The sequence below is a fragment of the Pseudoalteromonas sp. RB2-MNA-CIBAN-0110 genome (assembly GCF_040309305.1).
GTDB classification, from domain to species: domain Bacteria; phylum Pseudomonadota; class Gammaproteobacteria; order Enterobacterales; family Alteromonadaceae; genus Pseudoalteromonas; species Pseudoalteromonas arctica.
The window spans coordinates 13,603-26,958 of the sequence record NZ_JBEOOQ010000015.1; the positions used below are offsets into that span (position 1 = coordinate 13,603).

13 protein-coding genes and 2 tRNA genes are annotated in these 13,356 nt (G+C 37.8%); 4 read left to right on the forward strand and 11 right to left on the reverse strand.

Annotation, left to right across the window (positions count from 1 at the left end):
• Both AAEY68_RS09350 and AAEY68_RS09355 read right to left on the reverse strand, forming a co-directional pair.
• Complete coding sequence (locus tag AAEY68_RS09350; RefSeq protein ID WP_231609258.1) at positions 1-366, reverse strand: hypothetical protein; 366 nt, start codon at positions 364-366, stop codon at positions 1-3.
• 101 nt (positions 367-467) lie between these two features.
• On the reverse strand, positions 468-653 hold the full coding sequence (locus AAEY68_RS09355) for a hypothetical protein (protein ID WP_010554833.1): 186 nt from the start codon (positions 651-653) through the stop codon (positions 468-470).
• Between the two features lie 200 nt (positions 654-853).
• Between AAEY68_RS09355 and AAEY68_RS09360 the strand changes: the two genes are divergently transcribed.
• The gene (locus AAEY68_RS09360; RefSeq protein WP_350585858.1) at positions 854-1,444 is read left to right on the forward strand and encodes a DUF938 domain-containing protein; all 591 of its coding nucleotides are present in this window, start codon (positions 854-856) and stop codon (positions 1,442-1,444) included.
• Here the strand turns inward: AAEY68_RS09360 and AAEY68_RS09365 are convergent.
• The 4 genes from AAEY68_RS09365 to AAEY68_RS09380 all read right to left on the reverse strand — a co-directional run bounded on the left by AAEY68_RS09365 (position 1,421) and on the right by AAEY68_RS09380 (position 7,193).
• The gene (locus AAEY68_RS09365) at positions 1,421-2,560 is read right to left on the reverse strand and encodes a GNAT family N-acetyltransferase (RefSeq protein WP_350585859.1); all 1,140 of its coding nucleotides are present in this window, start codon (positions 2,558-2,560) and stop codon (positions 1,421-1,423) included. The two genes, AAEY68_RS09360 and AAEY68_RS09365, sit on opposite strands and share 24 nt — an antisense overlap.
• Positions 2,561-2,566: 6 nt before the next feature.
• Positions 2,567-3,955, reverse strand: a complete 1,389-nt coding sequence (locus AAEY68_RS09370) for an alpha/beta hydrolase (RefSeq protein WP_350585860.1) — start codon at positions 3,953-3,955, stop codon at positions 2,567-2,569.
• Entirely contained in the window at positions 3,945-6,665 is a 2,721-nt protein-coding gene (locus tag AAEY68_RS09375) for an ATP-binding protein (RefSeq protein WP_350585861.1), read from the reverse strand. Before AAEY68_RS09375 ends, AAEY68_RS09370 begins: the two co-directional genes overlap by 11 nt.
• A gap of 72 nt (positions 6,666-6,737) precedes the next feature.
• Entirely contained in the window at positions 6,738-7,193 is a 456-nt protein-coding gene (locus AAEY68_RS09380; protein ID WP_007579788.1) for an Lrp/AsnC family transcriptional regulator, read from the reverse strand.
• 136 nt (positions 7,194-7,329) lie between these two features.
• Between AAEY68_RS09380 and AAEY68_RS09385 the strand changes: the two genes are divergently transcribed.
• Complete coding sequence (locus AAEY68_RS09385) at positions 7,330-8,499, forward strand: PrnB family protein (RefSeq protein ID WP_350585862.1); 1,170 nt, start codon at positions 7,330-7,332, stop codon at positions 8,497-8,499.
• A gap of 1 nt (position 8,500) precedes the next feature.
• Positions 8,501-9,625, forward strand: coding sequence for an aminotransferase class V-fold PLP-dependent enzyme (locus AAEY68_RS09390; protein WP_290294249.1), 1,125 nt, complete (start codon positions 8,501-8,503; stop codon positions 9,623-9,625).
• Here the strand turns inward: AAEY68_RS09390 and AAEY68_RS09395 are convergent.
• The 4 genes from AAEY68_RS09395 to AAEY68_RS09410 form a co-directional block, all read right to left on the reverse strand.
• On the reverse strand, positions 9,609-10,097 hold the full coding sequence (locus AAEY68_RS09395) for a DUF4124 domain-containing protein (RefSeq protein WP_007579794.1): 489 nt from the start codon (positions 10,095-10,097) through the stop codon (positions 9,609-9,611). The two genes, AAEY68_RS09390 and AAEY68_RS09395, sit on opposite strands and share 17 nt — an antisense overlap.
• Before the next feature lie 491 nt (positions 10,098-10,588).
• Positions 10,589-10,681 (reverse strand) — tRNA-Ser (locus AAEY68_RS09400).
• A 52-nt stretch (positions 10,682-10,733) separates the two neighbouring features.
• Positions 10,734-10,824 (reverse strand) — tRNA-Ser (locus AAEY68_RS09405).
• A 219-nt stretch (positions 10,825-11,043) separates the two neighbouring features.
• A complete protein-coding gene (locus tag AAEY68_RS09410; RefSeq protein WP_004335040.1) occupies positions 11,044-11,184 on the reverse strand; it encodes a hypothetical protein in 141 nt (46 codons plus the stop codon).
• A 327-nt stretch (positions 11,185-11,511) separates the two neighbouring features.
• On the opposite strand from AAEY68_RS09410, the gene AAEY68_RS09415 reads away from it, so the two are divergent.
• A complete protein-coding gene (locus tag AAEY68_RS09415) occupies positions 11,512-12,381 on the forward strand; it encodes a diacylglycerol/lipid kinase family protein (RefSeq protein ID WP_350585863.1) in 870 nt (289 codons plus the stop codon).
• A gap of 37 nt (positions 12,382-12,418) precedes the next feature.
• Here the strand turns inward: AAEY68_RS09415 and AAEY68_RS09420 are convergent, their stop codons facing one another.
• On the reverse strand, positions 12,419-13,348 hold the full coding sequence (locus AAEY68_RS09420) for a DMT family transporter (RefSeq protein WP_350585864.1): 930 nt from the start codon (positions 13,346-13,348) through the stop codon (positions 12,419-12,421).
• Positions 13,349-13,356: the final 8 nt, after the last annotated feature.

Here is a 13,356-nt window from a genome sequence, read left to right on the forward strand (position 1 = left end):
TTAAAAAGGGTTGAATTCGTGACTAAGAATACGAGCTTCACGCTCAAGTATTAAAAATTGTGCAGTATTGTTATGCACTTTATAAAACCGTTTTAGTGCTAATAAAGGTTTGTATAACTGCTCTAAACATTGTTTACGAATAGCATTATGTATAAGAGGGTCGCACATTTTGTTCATAATTTCATGGTGTGTGCGTCTAAGATAAAACTCTTGAAGCAAGGGATTACGTTGTTGCTCAAATTTTTTGGCGACGTTAAGGGCGGTTTCTATGTAATCGGCAACGAGCATGGGTGCATGCAGGCCAGGTCTTAAGCAATGGCAAGAGAGTTCTTGATGGTAACGATGCTGGGCATAATTTGAAGACATAAAAAAACCGACTTAAGTTAACGATAATAGTTATCATTACATTTAATCGGTTTCAGTGTAAACAGTTATTATAAAAATTATTTGCGATACTAATTTGAGTTTTAATTGTAGCCAAGAATAAATATCTGATCTGTTTCATGTTTGGTCATCGCCTGTTGATTATGTTTAGGGTGCGAAAGTAAATCGATTACTGTAGCTCTCATATCAACGGCGTAACTATGATCGTCGGTGGTTTTTTCGGTTATAGCAATAGCTGCGTCTACAGCGGTATAAGGGGGTATATGCATAATTTTATCCTTTGAAATTTAATATAAGTTAAACCCTTTAGTGGGTTAGTTATATAAAAGCATATTACGTACCAATCATAATAAATTAACTCAACCATATGATAGTTATAATGTTTAAAAATTATCTTTTTTTCATCACGACAAAATAAGCTAAATTTGCTTTACTGTTGTGCATTAATCTACAATTTTGGTGCACAGTAATGACAAAGCCATTTTCACAAGCCTGTGAAAACAATAAAGCTCCTATTTTAAAGCAATTAAAAACCGTATTAAAAAATACTAAAACAGTACTCGAAGTTGGCTCAGGAACCGGCCAGCATAGTGTTTTTTTTGCAGAGCAATTACCACATTTACAATGGCATACAAGTGATCGTGCTATAAACCACGAAGGGATTAATTTATGGCACCGCGAAGCTAATTCAACTAATTTACATGCACCATTTGAGCTTGATTTAAATAATGAGTGGCCAATAGATAAAGTTGACGCTATTTATACTGCAAACACATTTCATATTGTAAGTTGGCAATTAGTTGAGCGTTTTTTTGACGGTGTTAAACGCCACTTAAATAGCGACGGTATGTTGTGTATTTATGGGCCATTCAAATACCAAGGTGAATTTACCAGCCCAAGTAATGATGACTTTAGTGCCTTTTTAACAGAGCGCGATCCGTTAAGTGGAATAAGAGATTTTGAAGCAGTTGAACAACTAGCTAAGCAAGCAGGGCTTACGCTTATTAGCGATACAGCCATGCCTGCAAATAATCAGTTACTCGTTTTTAAACGGCAGTAATGAGCTACATTGCTCTTTATATATATCAATATGGCCGCGTTCACGCTTTAAGTAGTCGCTTATTGCATTACTAAAGTCGCCATCAACAATATGGTGAGCAGAGTAGGTAAGTACGGGTTCAAATCCGCGTGCTATCTTGTGCTCACCTTGTGCACCCGAATGAAAACAGTTGAGTTTATGCTTTATTGCAAACTCAATACCTTGGTAATAACACAATTCAAAGTGCAGCGAATCTACTTCCTCACTTGCTCCCCAGTAGCGCCCATAAAGCGTATTTTTACCTACTAAACTAAGTGTTGCAGCAATCACGTTATCGTCTTTTTTGGCCAGCATAATAACGAGACTGTTAGCCATTAAGGCATGTAAAAGCGTAAAAAACTCCATATTTAAATAGCCCAAATGACCAGAGCGCTTTAAATAGGTACGCTGATAAAACTCACAAAACAATTGCATTATCTCGGGCGTAATTTGCGCCCCTTGCAGCCATTCAATATCAATGTTCTGTTGCGCTATTTTAGCTCGCTCTTTTTTAAGTGACTTACGTTTTCGTGAGCTAAGCATCTGCAAAAAGTCGTCAAAGGATTCATAACCTTTATTAAACCACTGAAATTGCACACCCACTCTTAACATGGCGTGTTGCTCAGTTAATGATGTTGCTTGAGCTTGATCGCAAAAGTTAACATGCCATCCCGACCACCTTTGCTCAGCACTGTGTAAGCTAAGTTGCTCTGTAATGTATTGATATACCGCATTTGGATTAGCGTGCTCGATAGCAATGCGCTTGCCTTCAATAGGGCTAAAAGGAATGCCAGATAGCCACTTGGGATAATATTCTAAACCGTGTTTTTCGTATGCCTCAGCCCATGCCCAGTCAAATACATACTCGCCGTATGAATGACTTTTTAAATACCCAGGTGCAAGTGCAACGAGCGTATCACTTTCAAAAATAGCGAGGTGATGGGGCTGCCAACCACTTTTTTGTGTTACGCATTGGCTTTGTTCAAGGGCATATAAAAAAGCATGTTGAGTAAATGGTTCATCACCAAATAAACGTTGCCACTGCGCCTGATCAATCTCATTAATACTGCTAAACCATTGGTGCGAAAACGTTCCCATGACTACTTACCTTGTAGTTGTTCTAAGCTGTTCTACGTTTTTAATAAACGTACTAATTTGCATTTTAAGCTCGGTAAAATGAGGATTATAAGTTAAGCGCTGTAAAGCCGGATAGTGTTTTAAGTTGGCGCTTGTACGCTCTCCTAGTTGTGGGTTTTTAGTTGTTTTACATGTTTTATATAGGGGCTCGTCGTTAATAAAGCTGCCACAATTGCGATAAGTTGCGTTAATTCCATAATGTGGATTTTGCGGTGAGTTAACAACAGCAATATGCGATATACCATGAACCTTTTTACATTGAGGTGTTGTGCATTGCGGATTATTTACTGTGTAGTCACTAGCAAAGTCTGGCGGTAAAATATCAGTACTTCCATAAAGTACTAAAGTATCGAGTGGCTTATATTTGATTGAATTACCTTGGTGTAATGCACTTAATAATTTTAGCGTGGCACGCGTATCTATCGTGGTATCAATATCGCTAAGTACACTAAAAATAGGTAATTTAAGTGCAGGGCGTTTGTTTAAGCTACTTACGCTTGCAAGTGACATTGCATCGTACGAAGCGGCAGCTGCATTTAAAGGAAATGACTCATACTTAGCAAAGTCTACATCGGCGTCTTTATCAATCCAATTAACAAAGGGTATGGCATCAATCCACTTTGCTATCCAGCCGTACTTATTATGTGGCTCGGAGCCTGGCGAATAAAGCATAAGCGCTTTAATTTTAGGGGATACAGTGTGTTTGGTTGCGTAATCAATAAGTAACGCTGCACCGGTAGAGTAACCTGCGAGTATCACCTCATCAAAGTCTTGTACGGAGCGTTCAATACCGTATTTTATTGCTTGTTGCCATTGGCTAACGTCTACATTGAGTAAAGCACTTGCGGCGCTTCCATGTCCTGGTAATAAAATAGTACGCACAGTATAGCCTTGCTGATAATACACTTGTGCTAAATCGTGATACGTAAAGGGGGAGTCAGTTAGTCCGTGGACTAATAGCGCAACTTTATTGCTGTTTGGATGCGTAAGCTCAAAAGGAGCAATAATATCTGCAATAGTAGGGTCAGGTTTTCGCTTACCTTGTGTTACTAATTGCTGATACGTTTGTGTAATAACAGGGCATGGCATATTTGCACGTGGATTGGCTTTATTTATATGTTTATATGCAAAATCTAAGTAATCGTTAAATGGTAAAATGGCGTGGTAATTAAAGCGCTGGTGGTTGTGCTCATTTTCAAAGCGTAATAAGCCTTGTTGCTTACTTTTTGTTATAAATTTAAAGTCGCTCGCCTGCGATATACAGTTTTGAGCGACAGCTGTATGAGAAAAAAGACTTAAAACAAAACCAAAAAATACTCTTAAAACTATTCTTAAAATTAAACCACTATTGTTCATTAACTTCTGCATATTGGACAAGACACTCGGTTAGCTTAATGAGTTCAAGCGGTTTTGCAAGATGTTGATTAAATCCAACTGCTTGTGCATGTGCTTTATCCTCTGGCATTACGTCGGCAGTTAAAGCAATAATCGGGAGTTCTTGTTCGGTTTTAAACTGGCGGATCAGGGCCGTTGCTCTATAGCCATCCATTATAGGCATTTGGCAATCCATAAGGACTAAATCAAAATGTTGTTTTTTCACTATATCGACCGCCAACTCACCGTTTTCTACTATATACGGCACAATCCCCAGCGAGCCAAGCATCGCTTTAATAACCATTTGATTTACTGGGTTATCCTCTGCGACCAAAATGTCTAGCGAAGTAATATTAGTATTATCAAATGTAATAACATGTTCTTTTTTAGGCTCTGTTGTTTCTAATCGCATTGAAAATGTAAAAGTAGAGCCTTTATCTACTTCACTTTTAAGGGCTATTTCTCCCCCCATTAATTGGCTTAGCTCTTTTGCTATTGTTAAGCCAAGCCCTGTACCGCCAAACTGCCTTGAGGTAGAACTATCAGCTTGGGTAAATGCGTTAAATAATTTTTTATGCTGGCTTGGTTTTATACCTATTCCGGTATCACTAACGTTTATAACGAGCTGTACTTTATTGGCGGCAGTAAACTCTGTTTCTATGTTTAAAGTAACGCTGCCTTGGCTTGTAAATTTAATCGCGTTACTACATAAATTAAGTAATACCTGCTCAATTCGCATAGGATCACCAATAAACCAGGTATTTAAAGGTAGCTTTGAGTTAACTTGCCAGTTAATACCTTTGTTAAGTGCGCTTTGTTCAAACATATTGTCTATGCGTGTTATTAAGGCACCTAGGTCGAATGCAATAGATTCAATAACTAACTTTTGGGATTCTATTTTTGATATATCAAGAATGTCGTTAATTAAGTTTAATAAACTTTTAGATGATGAGTTTATTTTATCTAAATAGCCAATGAGTGTACTTGCACTGTCTGTTTCTCGAGCAAGTGAAGAAAAACCAATAACGGCGTTTAATGGTGTACGTATTTCGTGGCTCATATTCGCTAAAAATTGGCTTTTAGCCTGATTAGCTAAATCAGACTGCTGCTTTGCTTGTGCGAGTGAGTGTGTACGCTCTGCAACTTGACGTGTAAGTGCAATCTGTTGCTGATTAAACAGCAGTAAAACCATTAAAATTAAAGAACATACGGCAACTTGAAGTATGAGCAATAATAGAGTTAGTTGGCTATTATGTTGTGTTAAAAAGCTTTCTTTAAGGGCTAGTTTTACAATCCATTTTTGCCCTGCAAAGTCCACGTCAAACGACATTAAACGGCTGCCTTTGGCTTGCTGAACATCTTGAGAGTAATTACTATAAAACGGCGGTGTGTTTGTATCTTCGTATATACCAATCGAAAACATATCAGACTGTTCTTTAGAAATGGCCTGCTCAATAATACTACGCACTAAAAATATACCAGTGGCATAGCCTTTAATTGTTTTTTCATCGTTATATTGGGAGTACACAGGGGCAAATAATAAATAGGCTGGTTTAGGTTGTTTGGTTTGCACCAACTGAATTATTTTAGTTCCGACTGGCATGTACTTTATAGCGGGGTTAAGCAGAGAGTTTTTTCGATCAGGGTTTGAAAATACATTAAAGCCAATAGCTTTTTGATTACCATTAAAAGGAGCTATGTATTTTACTATAACAAGGGGATCGTTAATTTCAAGAGGTTCGCCAACTATATCAATATCTAAATGGTAAATGTTTGATATTTCTTGAGCAAAGACTTCGCGTTGATCTTGAGGTATTTTTGCATTCCACGATAAAGCGTTAATAAACTCGTATTGAGTTAGTAACTGACTAGCATAAGAATAAAAATCTTGCTGGCTCAGCATGGGAGATGATTGAACCTGACTTGCTAAGCTCTGCACTGCAATAATACTACGATTTGTATATCTATAAAGGCTGTTTTCTATAACGTGGACTTCACGTTCGGCAATTTTAATAGTGCTTATACGATTTTCCTGATCGTATAATTGTGTTGTTACCGCGACTGATAAAAATAAAACTGAGCATACTGCAATTGTCGGAAATGCCGATATAGTATGTTGATTAGACTTTTGTGGTAATAAAGAAAGTAAAAACGGAGTTGCAATTAACACCCCTAATGTATCACCAAGCCACCAGTAAATAACATTTTTCCAATGATTATCAATGCTATAAGCAGTATTAAATTGACTCAGTGCGAATACACCAAAATTGGCCGATATTAGGCTGACTAATATAACTACCACTAGAATAAAGTAAATTATACTCTTACGATTTTTAAAGCGTAGTGGATGCCCAAGCCAATACTTTAAAAGTGCTCCACCTACCATGGCTTGTACTACAACGCCAAAGGCAATATACATAGCCTCGTTAAATGAATTACCTACTAGTACCAATTCGTGTACTGAATTATTAAAAATATTTAGATTAAATGCAATTGCCGCTATAAATAAAGGCGGGATAAAGCGCCACCACCAAATATAACAACCAACTAAGGCTATGCCGGCAGGTAACCAAATTGGAATTATTTGCGAGTTAAAAGCAAGTTTAGTGAGTGCTATGCCGACTAAAAAATATGCTAAAGCAAACATAATGTAAAAAATAATGGAATGATTTTTAGAGTTAAAATTTTTCACATAAGGTCCAAGCAATTATTATTATCGTTTTGAAATATCAGTATAGCTAACAGTAAGTTATTTTGGTTATTTTTATAATGGTAACTGTTTTTTGCTAAATGACTGCTTTAACACGACTGTTGATTCTATATTTGCAATACAACTTAAACTACCTAGTTGATGTTTTACAAACGTTTCGTAGCTCTCAAGATCATGTGCAATGATTTTTAATAAATAATCATAGCTTCCTGATATTACACAACACTCTAATACATGTGGTAATTTTTCTACATGTTGCTCAAATTGCTCTGCAGCACTTACCGAGTTTTGGCTTAATCGTACGAACGCATATACCAACACATTAAGGTTAAGTGCTTTAGGATTTATGGCGGCGTGGTAGCCGGTAATAATGTTTTCTTGCTCTAACTTTTTTATACGCCTTAGGCAAGGTGTATCCGATAGGTTGATACTGCTGGCCAAGTCTGAAACCGACATACGAGCTTGGCTTTGCAGTGCAATGAGTAATTGCTGATCTTTTTTATCTAACATAGTTGTCGGCTTTTATTAATTATTTTTATATTTGTAGTGATTATTGCTAAGTATTGCAATTTTTACTAATTTTTTTGGCGTTTTACCCTCATTGAACTCTGTTAGCATTTAACTATAAAAATAATAGAGCACAACAATGAACACACATACCGCTATTTTTGATCACTGGATACGAACAGAGTTTGTCACTTTAAATAGTGAATTAGAGCAGCTTTATTGGCAGCAAACCGATAAAGCAAATGTAGAAGGAATAGGTGAGGCCTTAAAGCAACAATTAGAAAAAGAAGGCAACGCATTAATTAGCAATTTATTAGCCGAGGGAAACACAGATCAAGGCTTTGATAGCGCTTTTGACTTACTCGGTAACGTAGGATTGTTTATGGCGGCGTGTAGGCGCCATGAAATTACTGAGCCAAGCAGAGAAACCAGCTCCCCACTAATTGAAGCCTCAGCGCTTGCTATGCATATAGGCGCATCCATTGGCGTAACCCCTCGTTTTGCTACCGCCCACTTAACTACTCATAACAAAGCACTTAACGGTATTTATAAACGATTTACCAATTTACCTGATGAAAAGCTATTTCTTGATTACAACACCCAAGGTATTTTGGCCTATAAACGTGCAAGTGATGCTTTATTAAAAATATTGCCGTTAGGTATCTCACACCCCCTGTGTGGTGAGTTATTAAAAGTAGCCAAACAAGCGCTTATAGATGTAATTGAGTCAAATAATGCACTTTATTCTGAGCTCGATGCAGATCGCTTTTTTAACTGCGTTCGCCCTTATTATAAACCGTACCGTGTAGGTAAAGAGGTTTACAGAGGTGCAAATGCTGGTGACTTTGCAGGTATTAACGTGATTGATATGTTACTAGGGCTTTGTAGCGCAAATGAGCCTAGTTACTCGCAAATGCTGGTGGATAAGTTTTTATATATGATGCCAGAGGATCAACAAATCCTGCGAGAAGCCATGCGTATGCAAAGCTTTATGGATGACTTTTTACAAGCCAAGCAATATAAAAATACAGATTGGTTTAAAAACCATGCAACGTTATTTATTCAAGTGTGTAAATTACATGGCGACACCGCAGTCGGTCATCATAATCAACTGGTTGAAAAGTTTATTGCTCAGCCCTCAAAAAATATGCAACAGCAGCATATGAGCAAGGTAACAGCAAGTGGTCCGCCGCTTCATGTGTTACTTGATTCGCTCGAAAAATTAAGAGATAGGCGAGCCAGTGCCAAACGCGACGATATAAAAACACGTTTTGACGATCTAAATACACTTAAAAAATGGGTTAAATAGCATGCTTAAAAATGATTTTTGTATGGCTGATGGCTGTTATTTACTAAACCACTCGGTAGGGCGTCCTCTTAAAAATACGCAGCAATATTTAGCTCAGCACTACTTTTTACCGTGGGAGAGCTCAAATAAAGAACCTTGGCAACAATGGCTGCCCGCAGTTGAGCAATTTACTACCGCGCTTGGTAAGTTATTTAATGCGCCTAGTTCGCAGTTTTGTCCTCAGGTTAATTTATCAAGTGGCTTAACAAAGTTGCTTATGTCGCACCCACGGTTACAGCAAAAAAATTGTAAAGTGCTAATGGCACAAAGTGATTTTCCGAGCATGGGTTTTGCAATGCAAAAAGCATTACCAGAGTGCGCACAAATTATGTTTATACCAGAGCACGAAAACCTAACTGATATTAGTGTTTGGCAGCGTTATATAACCGCCGACATCGATTTAGTTTTTATAAGTCATGTGTATTCAAATACAGGTGTACAGGCGCCTGTATACGATATTGTAGCTATAAGTAAATTAACCAATAGTTTATCAATAGTTGATGTTGCTCAGTCAGCGGGTGTTATACCGCTTGATTTAAGCATACTCGATGCGGACTTTATGATTGGCTCGAGCGTTAAATGGTTATGTGGTGGCCCAGGTGCAGCTTATTTATGGGTTAACAAAAATCAAATAGAGTATTGTGAGCCTAAAGATGTGGGTTGGTTTTCGCATCAAAATCCATTTGAGTTCAATATAAACCACTTTGAATATAACGCCAGTGCGCTCAAGTTTTGGGGGGGCACTCCCTCTGTAGCGCCTTATATTATTGCCGCAAATAGCATTGCTTACTTTGCAGAGCTAACTGCTCACAAGGTAAGGAATCATAATTTAGCTATGCTTACGCTTATTCATGAGCAACTAGGCAAATATGTTGCATCACCTATGAGTAGTGATAAATGCAGCGGGACTGTTATTTTGTTTTTTAACAAGGAGCAAGACCATGTACTTACAGAGCTTAATAAAGCGAAAGTCAGTGTAGATGCCCGTAAATTTGGGATACGAGTATCGCCACATATTTATAATACTCAAGAAGACGTTGCGCAGTTTATTTCGATAGTAAAACGAGCGCTTAAGGGTTTTGGCTAAGCTGCTGTTTTCTTTGTTTTAATGACTCTATTTTTTGCTGCGTTTGATTAATTGATGCGTCGTAAGCTTGCTTTAACGAATTTGTTTTAGTTGCGATAGCATCAGCAATAGACGAAGCGCCTAAACGATTGGCTTTATCTTGAGTCATGTAATCTATCTGCTGTTTTTTAGCTGCGTATTCTTTTTGGCTTTGTGCAATAGATAGCTCAAGGCGCTTTATTTCTCGTTCTATTTGTTGAACTTCTAAGTAGTCATCCACAGAGGTGTCGGTAATACCTTTACCGGGCGTAGAGCTTTTGTATGCTTCAATTACGTTTATATCTTTAAGAGTAATAACTTGTGCATCTTTAGCGCAAGGCGTTTGGCTAAAGGTAGGAACGCCCTTAATTACACACTTATACACTGTTGTACTTTGTGCCAAGGTAAAAAATGGTGCTGCCGCGCAAACTGATAGCAATATGAACCGGATCATAGCTAAACCTAAAGTGGCTAAAGTTATGTTAATAATGCCCTAAGTTATTACTAGGCACAATTTGTTTAGTTTTTATAATTTTTAGGCACAAAAAAACCACAATCAAGTGGTTTAAATTAAGTATGGTCCAGAGGGAGGGATAGACTTGCTTACATCCATGTAATCAATCGCTACGCGACGCTTGCAGCGGCCCAAAATGTTCCAGACATTTTGTCGAACCCTGTCGAGGGTTCTCACCCTCCCAATTTTGTACTGGTGTTAAAGTTTAGGTACAAAAAAACCACAATTAAGTGGTTTAAATTAAGTATGGTCCAGAGAGAGGGATAGACTTGCTTACATCCATGTAATCAATCGCTGCGCGACGCTTGCAGCGGCCCAAAATGTTCCAGACATTTTGTCGAACCCTGTCGAGGGTTCTCACCCTCCCAATTTAGTATCGGTGTTAAATTTTAGGCACAAAAAAACCACAATCAAGTGGTTTAAATTAAGTATGGTGGAGAGGGAGGGATTCGAACCCTCGATAGAGCTACAAACTCTATACTCCCTTAGCAGGGGAGCTCCTTCGGCCACTCGGACACCTCTCCAACGCATAACCGTTTGTATTGATGGAAGTAAAAAAAGCCACCAATTAAAATATGGTGGAGAGATAGGGATTTGAACCCTAGATGGGCTATAAACCCATGCCGGTTTTCAAGACCGGTGCATTCGACCACTCTGCCATCTCTCCGTGACGCAGAATAATACTTAGGTGATACCGCTGTGTAAATAGCAAAATGACTGTTTGCCTAAAAAACGTACGTAAATGAGGTTTTTTTTGTAAATAAGGGGAAATTAAGGCAATTTTTAATAAAATAAATAGGTTGCAGCAAACAAAGGGGAGCTAAATAAGTGACTTCATTTAGTGGTTGAGTGTTCGCTGCACCGAAAAATAATCATGGTTGGGTGATTATTTATATTGAGCTGCGCCGCTAAGTGCTAGTCTTTTACCAATAGTGTTAAGTTTAGCTAACATTCTTGCTTTACGGTTAGTTGGTTTAACTGCTACTTGAGCTGCTGCTGTTTGATTTAATGTGTTAATTGGTTTCATTATTCTGCTCCGGGTTGTATATGTTGAAATCGCGTGCATTTTGCACGTTGTTTGATTAAAAAGACAACGATAAAAATTGAGCCTGACGGATTAGTTAAACTAATCCTTATTGATTTTATTAACGTGCGGTTCAGTGTTTTTTATTATCGTTTTTGCATAAATAGTTAAAATAAAATCGGCTTTACTCTCATTGATACTGGTGTTTGTGTGTTTTTTTATTTATTTACATGCATTTTACACAACCTTTTTTGACTAGTTATTCAGATTAAAAAAACTCAATTAAACTCTTTTTTCTTCGTTCTTAAATACATTGTTGGAAACAAAAGCTTGTCACTACTAATAATTATTAAACCAAGTACAAAAAAACAGAGTGAAAAATCACTAATGTGGCTTAAAAGCATTTGTAAAAAACGCAGTTTTTCTTATTGTATGTTTACTACAACGGGAAACTTTAACGATGACTGCGCTCAAATAAGGTTGCTACTGAGTAAATTTACCAAAGTAGTTGTACTTGGCGGAGACGGTACATTGAGCTTGGCGGTTAATGCGTTAATAGGGAGTAGCTGTACGTTAGCATTATTGCCTTGCGGTACAGGTAATGATTTCTCGAGAGGGTTTAGTTGCAAAGAAGATGATTGGCGAAAGGCATTATTTAATACGCCGACATCAATTGATGTAGGAAAAATTAATAGCCGCTATTTTATTAATATTGCAGGGGTAGGGTTTGATGCTCATGTAGTTAAAGCGGTTAATGCTAAAGCTAGTTTTTCATCTTTTGATTACGGTTGGACGAGCATTAAAGAGCTATTTTATTATCAAGCTCAGCAGTTACAAGGTACGTTTAATAACGATGTTAGGCAGTATCAAAATTTAATTACCGTATTTGCTAATCATAAGTACTTTGGTGGTGGTCTAGAAATAGCGCCAAAAGCAGATTTAACTGATGGGCTGCTTGAGTGTTATCAAATGCGATCGGGTGGGCTTTTTTATAATGTAATAAGCTTCATGAAGTTGTTTTTTAAGCGCCATCAGCATATAAAAAACCTTAACTACAGTCGCTTAAATACAGCTTCCATAAAAACTGAAGGGTTATTGATTGAAGCAGATGGTGAACTGGTAGGTAAAACTCCTGCCGTTATTAGTGTACATGGACAGGCTTTACTTTTTCATATGCCAATAAAAAAGCGCCTACAGTAGGGTAGGCGCTTTTACGTTAGTTGCGTTAATAACGCGTCTAACTGGGGACGGAGCCACTTTTAGCGATTGCTCTATTAGCTAAAAAGGCGTTAATTCGTTTTGTTGGAGTAAGCACAATGGCGTTACCTAATAGCACTAGGCTAAATCCTGCAAAGGTATTTGCGTGCCATTCAAAGCCTTCAAAAAAGCTACTCAGTGTTACTGCCACTAATGGGAATAAAACAATAACGTAGCTGGCTTTTTCAGGGCCTATATTTCTAAGTAGAGCAAAGTAGCAACCAAAAGCGATTACAGTGCCAAATATTGATAGATAAAGTAGTGATAACCAGTAACTTGGTGGAGCATTTAAACTAAATTGCACATCGTTCATTAATACATATAAAGCCAAGCCTATAGCGCTGTATAACATACCCCATGCATTGCCTTGCAATACACCAATTTGTTTACGAGAATTACGAACGCTTACCATATTTCCCAATGAAGCCACAAAGGTGCCACCGAGGGCAAGTAGTAACCCGACCAACGCACCATTACTCAAGTCGAACTGCTGTAACTGTGGCCAAAACAGACACGTAATACCTAATACAGCGAGTACAGCACCTGTATAAATTCGTTTTGAGATTGGCTTACCAAAAAATAACCGAGTATTGACTATGTTCATAACCAGCAGCATTGAAAAGGCAATAGAGGTCATGGCTGAGGTAAGGTGATTTTGTGCCCAGTAAAGCATTAAATAATTTAATCCAAAATTACAAATGGCTAATAAAACAAAAAAGCCATGATCCAGTAACTTAAATCGCATGTCGGGTTTTTTGTACGCTACATATAGCCACATTAAAAGCGCTGCAATAGCAAAGCGATAAAATAACGATAACTCTACCGCAATATCACCTAACTGAAACTCTATGGCTAACCAAGTTGAGCCCCAAATTAAAACGATTGTAATGTATAGCGCTGCACTTTTCATGGTTAGTC